Genomic DNA, 14747 nt, shown 5'->3' with positions numbered 1-14747 from the left:
CAACGGAGAGTCCATGAACAGCGAACCCGTCCCCTTCGAGATCTACGAGGCCGGTGTCTTCCTCCACGGGACGAAGGCCGATCTCGCCCCCGGCGACCTGCTGAGCGCGGGGTACGAGTCGAACTACGAGGCGGGGCGGGTGTCCCGGCACGTCTACTTCTCCGAGACGCTGGACGCCGCCGTGTGGGGCGCCGAACTCGCGGCGGGCGACGGTCCCGGGCGGATCTACGTGGTGGAGCCGACCGGCGAGCCGGAGGACGACCCCAACGTCACCGACAAGAAGTTCCCCGGCAATCCGACCCGTTCGTTCCGCACGCGCGAGCCGGTGCGGGTGGTGTCCGAGCTGGAAGGGTGGCGCGGGCACTCCGAGGAGAAGATCCTCGCGATGCGGAACGGTCTGGACGACCTGCGGCGCCGGGGCGCGGCCGTCATCTACGACTGACCGGCCGGGGCGGGTCCGTCACACCCGTCGACGAGGTGCTGGATGCCGGGGGCGTAGAGCTCCGCGAGCCGCGCGGCGTCGGCGTGGGCGGTGGCGCCGTCGGGGCGGTGGAGGCTCAGGGTGGCGCCCAGGCCCAGGAGCTGGCCGGCGACGAGTTCGGCGCGCAGGCCGGCCTCGGGTCCGGTGAGGAGGGCGGCCAGCCGGTCGGTGACCTCTTCGCGGAACCGGGCCCGCAGCAGGGTGCGTTCGTCCTCGATGCCGAGCGAGAAGACGACCCTCAGGAGCGGGTCGCCGCGCAGCCGGTCGCGGAGGTCGACCATCGTGAGGACGAGATGGCGGCCGAGGCCGGGCAGCGGGGCGTCGAAGAGTTCGGCGGCGGCGGGGCGGAAGTCGACGACCGTGTTGAACAGGGCCTCCTTGCTGCCGAAGCGCTTCACGATCAGCGAGGGGCTCACCCCCGCCTCGGCGGCGATCCCGCGCATGGTCACCTCGGCGTACGGCTTGAGCGTGAACGCCCGCCGCGCGGCACGGATGATGGCCTCGCGCCCGGTCTCGGGGCCGGAGTCGGGAACGGTCCCAAGAACGGCCTCAGGGCCGGAGCCGGGAACGGAACCAGGTCCGGCGTCGGGACCGGCAGCCGGGGCGGTGGGTTCGTCGGTGGTGCTCATGCGGTCCCTCGGGCGGCGCTGGCGGGCGGTGACACCGCGACCGTACCGCCCGCCCGGCCGCCGGCGCGCGGGGCGTCCCGGCCCGGCCGGTCGGAGGGCAGCAGGAGGGTGGCGGCGAGGGCCGCGAGCGCGGCGCCGCCGGCGATCACGAAGATCAGCAGATAGGAGTGGAGCGTCGGCGCCGTGCCGCCGCCCTCGGTCGTGAACGTCAGGTGGGCCAGTACGGCGGTGACGACGGCGCTGCAGCAGGCCTGGCCGACCGAGCGCATCAGCGTGTTGAGCCCGTTGGCGGAGGCCGTCTCGCTGACCGGGACGGCCCGCATGACGAGGGCCGGGAGCGCCGAATAGGCGATCGCGGTGCCGCAGGCGACGACGGTGGCGCCCGCGACGATCAGCCAGAGGCTGTGGGTGGTGAAGACGCGCACGCCGTAGCCGAGGGCCATGACGACGGCGGCGATCCCGAGGGCGGTGCGGGGCCCGTACGTGGCGGAGATCCGCGCCGAGACCGGGGAAAGCGCCACCATCGCGAGTCCGCCGGGCAGCAGGCACAGTCCGCTGACGACGATGGACGCGCCGAGCCCGTATCCGGTGCTGGTGGGCTCCTGGACGAGCTGCGCGGTGACCAGGGAGTTGGCGTAGAAGGAGAAGCCGATGAACAGGGCCGCGAGGTTGGTGAGCAGCACGGCGGGCCGGCCGGACACCCTCAGGTCCAGGATCGGGGAGCCAGTGCGCAGCTCGTACAGGCCCCAGAGCAGCCCGACGGCCACGGACCCGCCGAGCAGTCCGAGCGTCAGGGGCGAGGTCCAGCCCCAGGTCGTGCCCTGGGTGATGGCCAGCAGCACGCCGACGAGGACGGCGGCCAGGCCCAGGGTGCCGGGGACGTCGAAGCGTCCGGGGGCGCGCACGGACGACTCGGGCACGATCCACAGCACGAGCAGCAGATCGAGCAGGCCGAGGCCCGCGGAGGCCCAGAACATGGTGTGCCAGTCGAAGTTCTCCGTGACGACGGCGGCCAGCGGCAGTCCGACGGCGGCGCCGATGCCGAGGGTGGAGCTCATGAGGGCGATGGAGGGGAGGACCCGTTCGACGGGGAGCTCGTCGCGGATGATGCTGATGCCCAGGGGGATCACGGCGAGGGCGGCGCCCTGGAGCGCGCGGCCGGTGATCAGCACCCCGATGTCGGAGGTGACGGCGCAGAGCACCGAGCCGAGGGTCAGCACGCCGAGCGAGGCGAGCAGCACCCGGCGCTTGCCGTACATGTCGCCGACCCGGCCGAGCACCGGCGTGAACACCGCCCCGGTGAGCAGGGTGACCGTCACGAGCCAGCCGGCGGCGCCGGTGCTCGCCCCGGTCAGCTCCGGGACGTGCGGCAGCAGCGGTACGACGAGCGTCTGCATGACGGCGACGACCACGCCGCAGAACGCCAGGACGGGGACGATCAGCCGGGAAGGGGCGGGTCCGGACGCCGGACCGGACGCCGCATCGGACGCCGGGCCGGACGCGGGGCCGGGCGCGGGTATCGCGGGAGGCATGGTGCTCCAAGGCAGGAAGGGGTGCACATTTGTTCACCCCCAGGGTAAACAGGCGTGCACCCCACGCCAAGACCGCCCCCGCCGACCCTTCCGGCCGGCGCCCGGCCTCGGTGGGCCTCAGGCGTCGGCGTAGAGCGCGGCGTACTCCTCGCTCGGCGGGACGACGGTGATCACGTCGATCAGCACGCCGTCGGGGGCGGCGACGATGAAGTGCCGCCGGCCGAACTCCTCCGTGCGCGGCGCCGGCACCTCGGGCAGTCCCGCCACGGTCACGAGCCGGTGGTGCTCGGCGTCCACGTCGGCGACCTCGACATTGAGCAGCAGGCCGCCCCGGAGCGCCGCGCGGTGCCCCTCGGGGACGGTCGGGTGGGTGTGGTCGAGGAGGGCCGGCTCGTACCGGGGGGCGTCAGGGCCCCTGGACGACCGGTCCTCCGCCCGGCACCTCGACGAGGCGCTGACGGCACTCGTGCCGGCGGGCCTCATCGCCGAGCAGCCGGTCGAGCCGCTGGCCCGACGGCTGTCGGGCGCGATGAACGAAGCCGCGCTCTGGATCGCGGGGGCGGCGGCGACGCACGGGCCGCGGAACAGGCCCTCGACCACCTCCTGGCCGGGCTCCGCACGGCGGCCTGACCGCGTCGCGGGGCCCGGGAGCGGGCGGGTGAGGTACGAGAGACAGGTGAGGTGCGAGGGGCGGGGCGGGCGCCCTCAGACCAGCGGCAGGTGGGAGTGGGACGCGCGCCGGGCGGCGGCGAGGAGCGCGTGGGTCTGCAGGCCGACCTGGTCGGCGTCGTCGACGGGCGTCGGGAACGCCAGCCGCACGTCCCGCCACCCCCTCGCCGACTCCAGCCGCAGCGTGATGCCGTACCGGTCGAGCGCGAGCGGCAGCGCCCGCACCAGGCCGCGCGTGGCGGCGGGTTCGACGAGCCGGAGCAGCAGCGTGACGAGCTCCGGGTGGGCGTCGGCGAGATGGTGGAGCATCGACGCCTCGCAGACCGCCAGCGGATCCGTCCGCGCCGCCTCCAACTGCCGGAAGGTGACGTAGTCGCGCCCCGCCGGACCCTCCAGGACCGCCTGGTCGAGCCGCATGCAGACGCTCTCGGCGGAGTCGGTCCGATAGGGCGCGGCCACGAGCCCCGTGAGGGTCACCCGGGCGCGCACCCGGTCCCGTACGGGCGCCGGCGCGATGTCGGTGAGTTCGAGGCGCATCGGCAGCCTCGGCACGTGCCGCTCGGGGCCGGACTCCTCGTCAGGGTCGTGGAGGTGGACGCGCCCCAGCGCGCCCACCCCGTCGAGGTCGCGGATCTCGTGCTCCAGGCCGTCGCAGACCACGGTCATGGAGTGGGCGGCCAGCACGATCGACCGCATCCGCTCGGCGGGGGTCGGCTGGACGGCGGGCCTGGCGTGAAGGCGCATGGGGTCTCCATGGGAAGGTCACAGACACTCAACTTAGGTAAGCCTAACCTAACTCAACGCACCGTCGTGCGGACGCAGGTCGGCGGTCACCCGCTTCGGCGGCCCCGCGGCTCCCGGGCACCGCCGACGCGCGCGGTGCGAATACCGGGCCGTACCCGATCCTCCCTGCACAATTCATGCGCAAGCCGAAGACACGAATGCGCAGAACACGAGCAGAGCATGAAGAGATCGAGGCCGGCGTATGCATCTGGCGTCCGAAGCAGTCCCGGAGCAGGACCGGCATGCGGGACACGCGGGGCGGTGGCACCCGCCGGAGCGGGCCCGCCCGTGGCGACGGCACCTTGCCGCGATACGGCCGGGCGCGGGCGCTCTGGTCGCCGGATACCTGGCGCAGGTCCTCCTCCGGTTCTTCCTCGTACGGCACTTCGCCTACCCGAACGTCCATCCCGACGAGGAGTCGTACCTCGTCCTCGCCCGCGTGCTGGCCGGGCGCCCGAGTACCGAGATGCCGGTCGGTGTCGTCATCCCCGGCGGCTATCCCCTGCTCATCTCCCCCGCCCTGCGCCTCGCCGACGACCCGGCCACCGCCTACCACCTCGTGATGGGCGTCAACTCGCTGCTCAACGCCCTGGTCTTCCCGCTGGCCTGGGTCGCCCTGCGGCGGCTGGGCCTCGGCCGCGCGCGGGCGTACGCGTGCGCCACGGCGACCGCGCTGCTGCCGCCGGTGGTCTTCTACGCGCAGTACGCGATGACGGACACCGTCATGCCGGTCCTGGTCCTGGCCTGGGCACTCTGCCTGCACGGCTGGTTCGCGGACGGCACGACCGCCCGCCGCGCCGGGCACGCCGCGGGTGCCGGGCTGACCGCCGCGTACGCGATGGCCACGCACGACCGCGGGGGCGTGGTCGTCGCGCTCACCGGCGTGCTGCTCGCCGGGGCGGCGCTGCTGCGCTGGGCCCCGTGGCGCACCCTGCTCGCGGGGCTCGGCTCCCTCGCGGCGGGCGTCTTCGGCGCCCAGGCGCTGGACGGCTGGCTGCGGTCCCGGTTCACGGCGCCGGCCAGCGACGTCGGCGGCTTCCTCTGGCAGGGGCTCACCGACCCTCAGGCGGCCGGGCGCACGCTGACCCGGACGGCGGGTCAGCTCTGGTACGTCGCCGTCTCCACCTGGACGGTCGGCGCGGTGGGGATCGTGGTGTGCCTGCTCGCCGTGTCCGGCCGCCGGGTGCCCCGGGCGTACCGGATCGTCGGCGGGACGCTGCTCGCCCTGCTCGTCGGCATCGCGCTGGCCGCGGCCGCCGCGCTGCCGGACGACAAGCGGATCGACGACTGGGTGTACGCCCGTTACGCGGCGTGCGTGGTGCCGACGCTGTTCCTCGTCGGCTGCGCGGCCCTGACCCGGCTGCGGGGCCGGGCGCTCGGCGCGCTGCTCGCCGGTGCCGCCGGGCTCACGCTGCTCCTCGGCGGCGCGGTGCTGTGGTCCGCCGGTCCGCTGCTCAGGTCGCAGACCTTCGTCCCCTGGGCCATGCCCGACGCGCTGTTCCTCGGCGGGGACTGGCACGCGCTGCGGCTGCTGCGCACGACGGCGGCCGCCTTCGCCGTCCTCGGCCTCGTCGTCGGCGTGGCCCTCGGCGCCGGCGTCCTGGTGCGGGCGCTCGCCTCGCGCCGGACGGCCCGAGAGGGGGCCGGAGCGGGGACCAGAGCCGGAGCGGGGGCCGGTGTCGGGCTCGGTGTCGCGCTCACCCTCTTCGCGGGGGTCGCCACCGTCGCCATCACCGAGCGGATCAGCTACCCGCACGCCGCCCGCGGCTGGGAGCAGGCCGTCGGCTTCACCCAGCGGACCGGCCTCCACCTCAAGGACAACGTCGTGTTCGGCTGGGGCATCGACCGCATGACCCGCCGCACCCAGGCGTACGAGATCTACCTGGGCCGCGTCTGGTACCTCAACCCCCGCTACCACCCCGTCCCCCCGGCGGCCACGGCCCTCGTGCTGCCCCTGCCGCTGCCCCGCGCCGGCCGGTACCCGCCGCCCGAGTCGGCCTGGCCACGCCATCCGGCCCACTGGTTCATCGAACGCGTCGACCCCCAGCGGCGGTGGACGGTCTGGCGCCGCCACTGAGGGCCGCCCGCCCGCTCCCCCGAGGGCCCGGCGCCCCGCCGCGCTTCGCGCCCGCCGCAACCGGGCCCGGCGTCGGCGTCGTCCTACAGCGCACTATGCCGACCTTCCCCGCGTCGCCGGCCGACGCCCTGACGACGGCCCTCCGCCACCTGTTCGCCTTCGCCTGGGGGCAGACCCGGGCCTGCGCCTTCGCGATCGCACTGCTCTCCGGGGTGGCGGCGTCCAGCCTGCTGCCCGGTCTGCCGGTGGCCCGCTACGACCTGCTCGTCGGGTACGGCGTGCTGCTCACGCTGCTGTTCTGGGCGTGCGGCTGGGAGAACGGGCGGGACCTGGCGGTCATCGGCGTCTGCCATGTGATCGGCCTCGCCTTCGAGCTGGTGAAGGTCTCGCTCGGTTCCTGGAGCTACCCCGAGCCGGCGGTCCTGAAGTTCGCCGGGGTGCCCCTGTACGGCGGGTTCCTGTACGCGGCCGTCGGCAGCTACGTCTGCCGGGCCTGGCACCTCTTCGACCTGGAACTGGTCCGCTACCGGGCCCGGTCGACGGCGCTGGTCGCCGCCGCGATCTACGTCAACTTCTTCACCCACCACTGGCTGCCCGACCTCCGCTGGCCGCTCGCCGCGCTCCTGCTGGTGGTCACGGCGGGCACCTCCGCGCGGTTCACGGTGCGCGGCAGCCGGGTGCGGATGCCGCTGGCGGTGTCGTTCGTCCTGATCGGCTTCTTCCTGTGGCTCGCCGAGAACCTGGCGACCTATGTGGGCGCCTGGCGCTACCCGTACCAGCTCGACGGCTGGCAGCCCGTGGGCCCGGAGAAGTTCGGCGCCTGGTCGCTGCTGATCAGCATCACGGTCGTGCTGGTGGCCGCCACCCGACGCCCGCCGGACGGTGCGCCGCGTTCGCATGCCGGACGCGCATTGGCCTGATGTGCCCGGGTCGCGGGCCTTGACGGGGTGGGGCGGGGCCGCCTCCGGCGGACCGTCGGGGACGGCGCGATGACGGCTCGTACCGGTCCTGGCCAGCGGCCGGTTCGCGGTGCGGCGCCCGGACGCCCGCTGGCGCCCGGCGGTTCCCGCGCGTCGGTCGCGCGGGGAGCGGCCCGGCGCGATTGGCCTGTTCTGGTGGATCCCGGATGGGGTGCCTCCGGTGGATTCTGGAGCTCCGCCCCATTCCGTCCCCCTCACAGGAGGCAACCATGATCGCCATGTCCACGACACGTACGGACGACGTCGTCAGCGCCTGGCTCCAGGGCGCCGAGACGGCCTTCGGTGCCGACAACCCGGCCGGCCCGCTGTACGTCGGCGGCGCCGCCGGCGAAGCCGCGCTCACCGACGCCACCGAGGCCCTGCTGACCGGGTGCAGCAGCTGTACCGGTTCGCTGCACAGCTACTGCTGCTGACGGCTCCCCGCACCACACCGCACGCACCCGCCCGGGGAGCCCCGCACGGGGCTCCCCGGGTCCGGGCCCGATCCGGCCGTCAGGAGAGGACTCAGCATGGTGGAATCCGTGGCAGCGGACCGTTCGGCCGAAGGGCCGCCTCCCGACGGGTGGTTCGCGGGCCCGGTGGACGCCTTCGCTGAGCCCCTCCTCGGGGAGCTGGAGCAGCGGGTCGCCCGGATCGGCGGGCTGGCCGCCGAGGAGCGCGCGGTGCTGCGGGCGGAGACCCGCGCGGCGCTCCGCCGCACGCTGGGGCTCCGGCTCAACCGCGTCCTGCTGCTGGAGCTGCGGGCCGCCTCCCTGGCCGGCGAGCTGCCGGGGGCCGACCCGGCCGCCCGCTGGGACGCCTTCCTCGACCGCGCCTGCGCCCCCGGTTACGGCGAGTCCCTGCGCCGGCGGTACCCGGCGCTGCGTCCCCGGGCGCTGACCTCCGGCCGGCTGCTGATCGACGGCGCCGTGGAGCTGGGGGAACGGTTCGCCGGAGACCGGCGGGCGGTCGGCGCGCTGCTGGGCGCCGATCCGGGGCCGCTGCGCGGTCTGGAGCTCGCCCGCGGCGACACCCACCACGGCGGACGGGCCGTGGCGCGGCTGACGTTCACGGACGCCGCCGTCATGTACAAGCCGCGCCCGGTGGCGGTGGACGCCGCCCTCCGCGCCTTCGTCGAGGCCGTGCCCGGCGCCGCCGACCTGGGCGTGCCACGCGTCGCGGTCCGCGACGGGTACGGCTGGGCCGAGCACGTCGCACACCGCTACTGCGCCGACGAGACCGAACTGGCCCGCTTCTACCGGGGGCTCGGCGGCTGGCTCGCGGTGATGCGGCTGCTCGGCGGGACCGACCTGCACGCCGAGAACCTGGTGGCCGCCGGCCCGGTGCCCTTCGTGGTCGACGCCGAGGCCCTCTTCACCCCGGACGTGGACGTCGAGCCGAGCGGGCGCGGCGACGCCGTCGACCGGGCCGCCCGGACGATCCGCACGACCGTGCTGCGCACCGGCATCCTCCCGCTGCGCACCGACGGCTACGCCCTGGCCGGGGTGGACCTCTCGGCGGCGGGCGGGCTGCCCGGGCAGCAGCCGCGCATCCGCGTGCCCGTCATCGCGGACGGCGGACGGGACACCGCGCACCTGGAGGTGGCGGAGGTGGAGCTGCCGCCGGCCCGCAACCACCCCAGCCCCGAACCCGTACTGATCCGGCACTGGGACAGGGTGCTGGCGGGCTTCGACGAGGCCACCGGCGGCCTGGCCCGGCTCGACGCGCGCGGCCAACTGGCCCCGCTGGTGGCGGGGTTCACCGGCTGCCGGGTACGGCGGATCCGGCGGCCCACCCAGACGTACACGGACATCGGCCGGATGCTCTGGCACCCCGCCTCGCTGCACGACCCCGACGCGGCCCGGGCGCGGGCCCGGGACATCCTGCGCCGCAACGCCCTCGCCGCCCCGGGCGCGCCCCGCGAGCCGGAGGTGATCGAGCGGGAGGTCGCCGACCTCCTGGCCGGAGACGTGCCCGTCTTCGACACGCTGGTGGACGCCGGTGCGGTGGACGCGTTCCTGACGGGGTGGCGGGGGGCCGACCTCGCCCGCGAGCGGGACACCATCCGCAGCGCGCTGGTCGGCGCGTATCTCAACGAGCGGCGCCTTCCCGGGCGGGAGCGGACCCCCGCCCGCGCCCCGCACGCCGACGACCTGGACCGGCGGCGGCGCGCGCTGGCCGCCGAGGCGGTGCGGACGGTCTGCGCGGCCGCGGTGCGCGGTGACGACGGGACCGCGACCTGGATCAGTCCCGTGCTCACCGACTACGGCTGGGCGATCCGCCCGCTCGGCGCGGACCTCTACACCGGCCAGGGCGGCGTCGCCCTCTCGCTCGCCGCGTACCGGCGGGAGCAGCGCGCGGGCCGGGCGGACCCGGTCCCCGAGGTGGAGCCGGTCCTGTCGGGCGCCCTGGAGGTGCTGGCCGCGACCGAGGACGCGACGCCGACCCGTCTGCTGGGCGGGTTCACCGGCGTCGCCTCGCAGGTGTGGACGTGGGCCGCGCTGCACCGCCTGCTCGGGACACCGGGGCCGCTGGACCGGGCGCGGGCCCGGGCCGCGCTGCTGACCCCGCAGGCCCTGGCCGAGGACCGGGCGCTGGACGTGCTCGGCGGCGCGGCCGGGGTGCCCGTACCGCTCCTCGATCTCGCCGAACTCACGGGCGAGGCACGGTGGTTGGACGTGGCGGCGGAGGCCGGGCGGCGGCTGGAGCGGACCGCGGTGGTCAACGCCCGAGGGGCGCGCTGGTCCACCGTCATGTTCCCGGAGGGCATCGGCGGCTTCGCGCACGGCTCCACCGGGGCCGGGTGGGCGCTGACGCGCCTGAGCCTCTCGGCTGCCGGGAGCGCGGCCGACCGGCGGCGCTGGTACGAACTGGGCTGCCTGGCCCATGACTTCGAGGAGTCGCTGTACGTGCCGGAGGCGCCCGGCTGGGCGGACGCGCGGATCGCCGGGGACGTGGAGCACCCCACCGCCTGGTGCCACGGCAGCACGGGCATCGGCCTGGCCGCGGCCGACCTCCACGCGCGGACGGGCGACCCCCGCCACCTGCGCACGGCGCTGCGCTCCGGGCCGGCCGGGCTCCGCGAGGGCTTCGGGTGGAGCCACACCCTGTGCCACGGCGACCTGGGCCTCTCGGAGCTGCTGCGCCGCCTGCGGGCCCTGGACGGCCACCAGGGCCCGTCGGCGGCGTGGGCCGACGGCGAACTGCTCACCGGCATCGAGCAGCGGGGCCCGGTCGGCGGCCTCGCGAAGGAGGCGTTCGCGCCCGGTCTGCTCCCCGGCCTGTCCGGCGTGGTGCACCACCTGCTCGGGATGCACCCGGACGCCCGGCTGGGCACGCCGCTCCTGCTCGCCCTTCCGGAGCCGCCCGCCGCGCCCGCCGGCTCTTGACGCTGTGATCTTCGGCAACTACCTTGCGGTCATCATCGACCCGTACCGAGCGCGAGGAGGCGACCCGCGGATGAACACCTGCTCCGACCTCGGCCGCCTCGCCCACACCTCGGCCTGGGTCCACGGGCGCATCGCCCACGGCTGCTGACGCCGCCCCCCTTCCTGCCCTGGGGCCACCGACTCCGGTGGCCCCCTTCAGCCTTCCCGGCGCGCCTCCACCGCGCGCCGTTCCGCGCCCTGTCCTGCCCTGCGGCGCGTCCGGACACAGAAAGCTGCCGACATTGGCGAACATGATCCATCGACCCGTCTCGCATCTCATCGGGGGACCGTCATGGTAGAGGCGCGCATCACCGTCAACGGGGAGGAGACTCCCCTCGCACCGGACCCGTCGCACACCACGGTGCTGGACTTCCTCCGCGAGCGCGGGCTCACCGGCACCAAGGAGGGCTGCGCCGAGGGCGAGTGCGGGGCCTGTTCGGTGCTGGTCGCCCGGCCCGGCGTGGACAAGCCGACCGACTGGGTGGCGGTCAACGCCTGCCTGGTCCCGGCGGCGGCGCTCGACGGGCAGGAGCTCGTCACCTCCGAGGGCCTCGCCACCCCGGGCGCACCCGGCACGGCGCCCGTCCTGCACCCGGTACAGCGGGAGATGGCGGTGCGCGGCGGATCCCAGTGCGGCTACTGCACCCCCGGATTCGTGTGCAGCATGGCCGCCGAGTACTACCGGCCCGGCCGCGCCACCCGGCCCCGCGGCGACACCGGGGGCGGGAGCGAGGGCGGGAGCGAGGGCGGGAGCGGCGCCGGTGCCACCTGCGACGCCGAGCACGGGCCGAACGGCTTCGACCTGCACGCCCTGAGCGGCAACCTGTGCCGCTGTACGGGCTACCGCCCCATCCGCGACGCCGCGTTCGCCGTCGGCGCGCCCGAGGAGGCGGACCCGCTGGCCCGGCGGCGCGAGCAGGCGCCGCCCGCGCCGGTGGCCACCTCGTACGCCCGGGGAGACGGCGAGTTCCTCCGCAGGGAGAGCCTCGCCGAGACGCTGCGGCTGCTGCGCGAGCGGCCCGACGCGGTGGTCGTGGCCGGGTCGACGGACTGGGGCGTGGAGGTCAACATCCGCTCCCGGCGGGCCGGTCGCGTGATCGCCGTCGACCGCCTCCCCGAGCTGCGCACGCTGCGGGTCGGCGCCGACGCCATCGAGATCGGGGCGGCGCTGACGCTCACCGAGATCGAACGGCGGCTGGACGGCCGGGTGCCGCTGCTGACCGAGCTGTTCCCGCAGTTCGCCTCGCGGCTCATCCGCAACGGGGCCACCCTCGGCGGCAACCTGGGCACCGGCTCCCCCATCGGCGACAGCGCTCCGGTGCTGCTCGCGCTCGGCGCCTCGCTGGTGCTCGCCGACACGGACGGGGAGCGCGAGGTGCCCCTGGCCTCGTACTTCACCGGCTACCGGCAGAGCGTGCGGCGCCCCGGCGAGCTCATCCGCGCCGTCCGCGTACCGCTGCCGCTCGCCCGGGTCACCGCCTTCCACAAGATCGCCAAGCGGCGCTTCGACGACATCTCCAGCGTGGCCGTCGCCTTCGCCCTCGACGTCGAGGACGGGGTCGTGCGCACGGCGCGGATCGGGCTCGGCGGCGTCGCCGCCACCCCCATCCGGGCCCTGGCCGCCGAGACGGCCCTGGTGGGCCGGCCGTGGTCGGCGGAGACCGTCGAGGCCGTCGCCCCGCTGCTGCGGGAGGAGGGCACGCCGATGGACGACCACCGGGCCAGTGCCGCCTACCGCTCCGCGATGCTCGGCCAGAGCCTGCTGAAGCTGTACGCGCGAACCACCGAGGCGGTGCCGTCATGAGCCGGTTGTCCGAACGTCCCGAGAACCCCGTGGTCGGCCTGTCGCTGCCGCACGAGAGCGCGTCCCAGCACGTCACCGGGACCGCGCTCTACACCGACGACCTGGTGCACCGCACCAAGGACGTGCTGCACGCCTACCCGGTGCAGGTCATGAAGGCGCACGGGCGGATCACCGCGCTGCGCACCGCGCCCGCGCTCGCCGTGCCGGGCGTGGTGCGGGTGCTGACCGGCGCCGACGTGCCGGGCGTCAACGACGCCGGGATGAAGCACGACGAGCCCCTCTTCCCCGACGTGGTCATGTTCCACGGCCACGCGGTCGCCTGGGTCCTCGGCGAGACGCTGGAGGCGGCCCGGCTCGGCGCCGCCGCGGTGGAGGTGGAGCTCGACGAGCTGCCCTCCGTGATCACCCTCGCGGAGGCCATCGCGGGCGACCGCTTCCACGGCGCCCGGCCCGTGATGGAGACCGGCGACGTGGACGCCGGGTTCGCCGACTCGGCGCACGTCTTCACGGGCGAGCTGAGCTTCTCCGACCAGGAGCACTTCTACCTGGAGACGCACGCGGCGCTCGCTCTGGTCGACGAGGCCGGCCAGGTCTTCGTGCAGAGCAGCACCCAGCACCCCTCCGAGACCCAGGAGATCGTCGCGCACGTCCTGGGCCTGCGCAGCCACGAGGTGACCGTGCAGTGTCTGCGGATGGGCGGCGGCTTCGGCGGCAAGGAGATGCAGCCGCACGGCTTCGCCGCCGTCGCCGCGCTCGGCGCGCTCCTGACCGGACGCCCCGTACGGGTCCGGCTCAACCGCACCCAGGACCTCACCATGTCGGGCAAGCGCCACGGCTTCCACGCCTCCTGGCGGATCGGCTTCGACACCGAAGGCCGCATCCAGGCCCTCGACGCGACGCTCACGGCCGACGGCGGCTGGAGCCTGGACCTGTCCGAGCCGGTGGTGGCGCGCGCCCTGTGCCACATCGACAACACCTACTGGCTGCCCAACGCCCGCGTCACCGGCCGGATCGCTCAGACCAACAAGGTCTCCAACACGGCCTTCCGAGGCTTCGGCGGCCCCCAGGGCATGCTGGTGATCGAGGACATCATGGGCCGGTGCGCGCCGCTCCTCGGCCTCGACCCGACGGAGCTGCGGGAGCGCAACTTCTACCGCGAGGGCCAGTGCACCCCGTACGGACAGCCGGTGGTCCAGCCGGAGCGCATCAGCGCCGTCTGGGAGCAGGTCAAGGAGAACGGCGGCGTCGCGGACCGGCGGCGGGAGATCGCCGCCTTCAACGCCGCGCACCCGCACACCAAGCGGGCCCTCGCGCTGACCGCCCTCAAGTTCGGCATCTCGTTCAACCTCACCGCCTTCAACCAGGGCGGCGCGCTGGTGCTGATCTACAAGGACGGCTCCGTCCTGATCAACCACGGCGGCACCGAGATGGGCCAGGGCCTGCACACGAAGATGCTCCAGGTGGCGGCGACCACGCTCGGCATCCCGCCGCACAAGGTGCGCCTGGCCCCGACGCGTACGGACAAGGTGCCCAACACCTCGGCGACCGCCGCCAGCGCGGGCACCGACCTCAACGGCGCGGCGGTGAAGAACGCCTGCGAGCAGTTGCTCGAACGGCTGCTGCGGGTGGCCGCGACCCGGCTCGGTGTGAACGCCTCGGACGTGCGTGTCGTCGACGGGGTCGCGCGCGGGCTCGGTGTCGACGGCGAGCTCGGCTGGGACGAGCTGGTGCGGACCGCGTACATGCAGCGCGTGCAGCTCTCGGCGGCCGGCTTCTACCGCACCGAGGGGCTGCACTGGGACGCGAAGTCGTTCCACGGCTCCCCGTTCAAGTACTTCGCCCACGGCGCCGCCGCGGCCGAGGTGGAGGTGGACGGCTTCACCGGCGCGTACCGGATCCGGCGGGTGGACATCGTGCACGACGTGGGCGACAGCCTCTCCCCGATGATCGACATCGGCCAGATCGAGGGCGGCTTCGTGCAGGGCGCGGGCTGGCTGACCCTGGAGGACCTGCGCTGGGACACCGGCGACGGCCCGCACCGGGGGCGGCTGCTGACCCAGGCGGCCAGCACGTACAAGCTGCCGAGCTTCTCCGAGATGCCCGAGGAGTTCCACGTCGAGCTGCTGCGGAACGCGACGGAGACGGGCGCGGTGTACGGCTCCAAGGCGGTCGGCGAGCCGCCGCTGATGCTGGCCTTCTCCGTACGGGAGGCGCTGCGGCAGGCCGCGGCGGCCTTCGGGCCGGACGGCACGGGCGTCGAGCTGGCCTCGCCCGCCACGCCGGAGGCGGTGTACTGGGCGGTCCAGGCCGCCCGGGGCGCCGCCGGCGGCGACTCGGTCGGGCGGGGCGCGCGGGCGGGCGCGGAAGCGCTGAGCGGTGCCTGAC

At 75.0% G+C, this 14747-nt stretch carries 11 protein-coding genes and 1 pseudogene; 8 read left to right on the top strand and 4 right to left on the bottom strand.

All coding sequences use genetic code 11. The features are described 5' to 3' along the window. Nucleotides 1–13: 13 nt before the first annotated feature. Nucleotides 14–442 carry an NAD(+)--rifampin ADP-ribosyltransferase gene (arr, locus tag ACZ6J5_RS09530; protein ID WP_469389448.1) on the top strand — a complete coding sequence of 143 codons (429 nt, stop codon included), beginning with the start codon at nucleotides 14–16 and terminating at the stop codon, nucleotides 440–442. On the opposite strand, the gene ACZ6J5_RS09525 is transcribed toward arr, so the two are convergent. From ACZ6J5_RS09525 to ACZ6J5_RS09515, 3 genes are all read right to left on the bottom strand, one after another. Continuing rightward, a complete protein-coding gene (locus tag ACZ6J5_RS09525; protein ID WP_469389446.1) occupies nucleotides 433–1110 on the bottom strand; it encodes a TetR/AcrR family transcriptional regulator in 678 nt (225 codons plus the stop codon). The two genes, arr and ACZ6J5_RS09525, sit on opposite strands and share 10 nt — an antisense overlap. Further along, entirely contained in the window at nucleotides 1107–2642 is a 1536-nt protein-coding gene (locus ACZ6J5_RS09520) for an MFS transporter (RefSeq protein ID WP_469389444.1), read from the bottom strand. The genes ACZ6J5_RS09525 and ACZ6J5_RS09520 overlap by 4 nt, the downstream gene beginning before the upstream one ends. 117 nt (nucleotides 2643–2759) lie before the next feature. Continuing rightward, nucleotides 2760–3125 (bottom strand): VOC family protein, encoded by a 366-nt coding sequence (locus ACZ6J5_RS09515; RefSeq protein ID WP_469389640.1) that lies wholly within the window; start codon nucleotides 3123–3125, stop codon nucleotides 2760–2762. Here ACZ6J5_RS09515 and ACZ6J5_RS09510 point away from each other — a divergent pair. Continuing rightward, nucleotides 3109–3153, top strand: a pseudogene (locus tag ACZ6J5_RS09510) (hypothetical protein); the annotation flags it as partial. The gene ACZ6J5_RS09515 and the pseudogene ACZ6J5_RS09510 sit on opposite strands and share 17 nt — an antisense overlap. Nucleotides 3154–3347: 194 nt before the next feature. Here the strand turns inward: ACZ6J5_RS09510 and ACZ6J5_RS09505 are convergent. Beyond that, nucleotides 3348–4055, bottom strand: coding sequence for a DUF2470 domain-containing protein (locus ACZ6J5_RS09505; RefSeq protein WP_469389442.1), 708 nt, complete (start codon nucleotides 4053–4055; stop codon nucleotides 3348–3350). A gap of 241 nt (nucleotides 4056–4296) precedes the next feature. On the opposite strand from ACZ6J5_RS09505, the gene ACZ6J5_RS09500 reads away from it, so the two are divergent. From ACZ6J5_RS09500 to xdhB, 6 genes are all read left to right on the top strand, one after another. After that, nucleotides 4297–6171 carry a hypothetical protein gene (locus ACZ6J5_RS09500; protein WP_469389440.1) on the top strand — a complete coding sequence of 625 codons (1875 nt, stop codon included), beginning with the start codon at nucleotides 4297–4299 and terminating at the stop codon, nucleotides 6169–6171. 95 nt (nucleotides 6172–6266) lie between these two features. Further along, nucleotides 6267–7091, top strand: coding sequence for a DUF817 domain-containing protein (locus ACZ6J5_RS09495; protein WP_469389438.1), 825 nt, complete (start codon nucleotides 6267–6269; stop codon nucleotides 7089–7091). 278 nt (nucleotides 7092–7369) lie between these two features. Then, complete coding sequence (locus ACZ6J5_RS09490; protein ID WP_469389436.1) at nucleotides 7370–7564, top strand: DUF6229 family protein; 195 nt, start codon at nucleotides 7370–7372, stop codon at nucleotides 7562–7564. Nucleotides 7565–7672: 108 nt separating this feature from the next. Further along, nucleotides 7673–10519 carry a type 2 lanthipeptide synthetase LanM family protein gene (locus ACZ6J5_RS09485; protein ID WP_469389434.1) on the top strand — a complete coding sequence of 949 codons (2847 nt, stop codon included), beginning with the start codon at nucleotides 7673–7675 and terminating at the stop codon, nucleotides 10517–10519. 331 nt (nucleotides 10520–10850) lie between these two features. Continuing rightward, nucleotides 10851–12362: a xanthine dehydrogenase small subunit gene (locus ACZ6J5_RS09480; protein ID WP_469389432.1), complete on the top strand. Its 1512-nt coding sequence runs from the start codon at nucleotides 10851–10853 to the stop codon at nucleotides 12360–12362. Further along, nucleotides 12359–14746 (top strand): xanthine dehydrogenase molybdopterin binding subunit, encoded by a 2388-nt coding sequence (gene xdhB, locus ACZ6J5_RS09475; protein ID WP_469389430.1) that lies wholly within the window; start codon nucleotides 12359–12361, stop codon nucleotides 14744–14746. Before ACZ6J5_RS09480 ends, xdhB begins: the two co-directional genes overlap by 4 nt. Nucleotide 14747 lies beyond the last annotated feature (1 nt).

The sequence above is a fragment of the Streptomyces sp. NPDC042100 genome, from assembly GCF_055582325.1.
Note: the sequence above shows the minus strand (reverse complement) of the source record. Positions and strands in the feature narration are given on the sequence as shown.

Coding starts and splice junctions, on each gene's coding strand:
- ACZ6J5_RS09505 (WP_469389442.1), bottom strand. CDS start 4,055: ATGCGCCTTCACGCCAGGCCCGCCGTCCAGCCGACCCCCGCCGAGCGG.
- arr (WP_469389448.1), top strand. CDS start 14: ATGAACAGCGAACCCGTCCCCTTCGAGATCTACGAGGCCGGTGTCTTC.
- ACZ6J5_RS09495 (WP_469389438.1), top strand. CDS start 6,267: ATGCCGACCTTCCCCGCGTCGCCGGCCGACGCCCTGACGACGGCCCTC.
- ACZ6J5_RS09500 (WP_469389440.1), top strand. CDS start 4,297: ATGCATCTGGCGTCCGAAGCAGTCCCGGAGCAGGACCGGCATGCGGGA.
- ACZ6J5_RS09525 (WP_469389446.1), bottom strand. CDS start 1,110: ATGAGCACCACCGACGAACCCACCGCCCCGGCTGCCGGTCCCGACGCC.
- xdhB (WP_469389430.1), top strand. CDS start 12,359: ATGAGCCGGTTGTCCGAACGTCCCGAGAACCCCGTGGTCGGCCTGTCG.
- ACZ6J5_RS09490 (WP_469389436.1), top strand. CDS start 7,370: ATGTCCACGACACGTACGGACGACGTCGTCAGCGCCTGGCTCCAGGGC.
- ACZ6J5_RS09480 (WP_469389432.1), top strand. CDS start 10,851: ATGGTAGAGGCGCGCATCACCGTCAACGGGGAGGAGACTCCCCTCGCA.
- ACZ6J5_RS09515 (WP_469389640.1), bottom strand. CDS start 3,125: ATGAGGCCCGCCGGCACGAGTGCCGTCAGCGCCTCGTCGAGGTGCCGG.
- ACZ6J5_RS09520 (WP_469389444.1), bottom strand. CDS start 2,642: ATGCCTCCCGCGATACCCGCGCCCGGCCCCGCGTCCGGCCCGGCGTCC.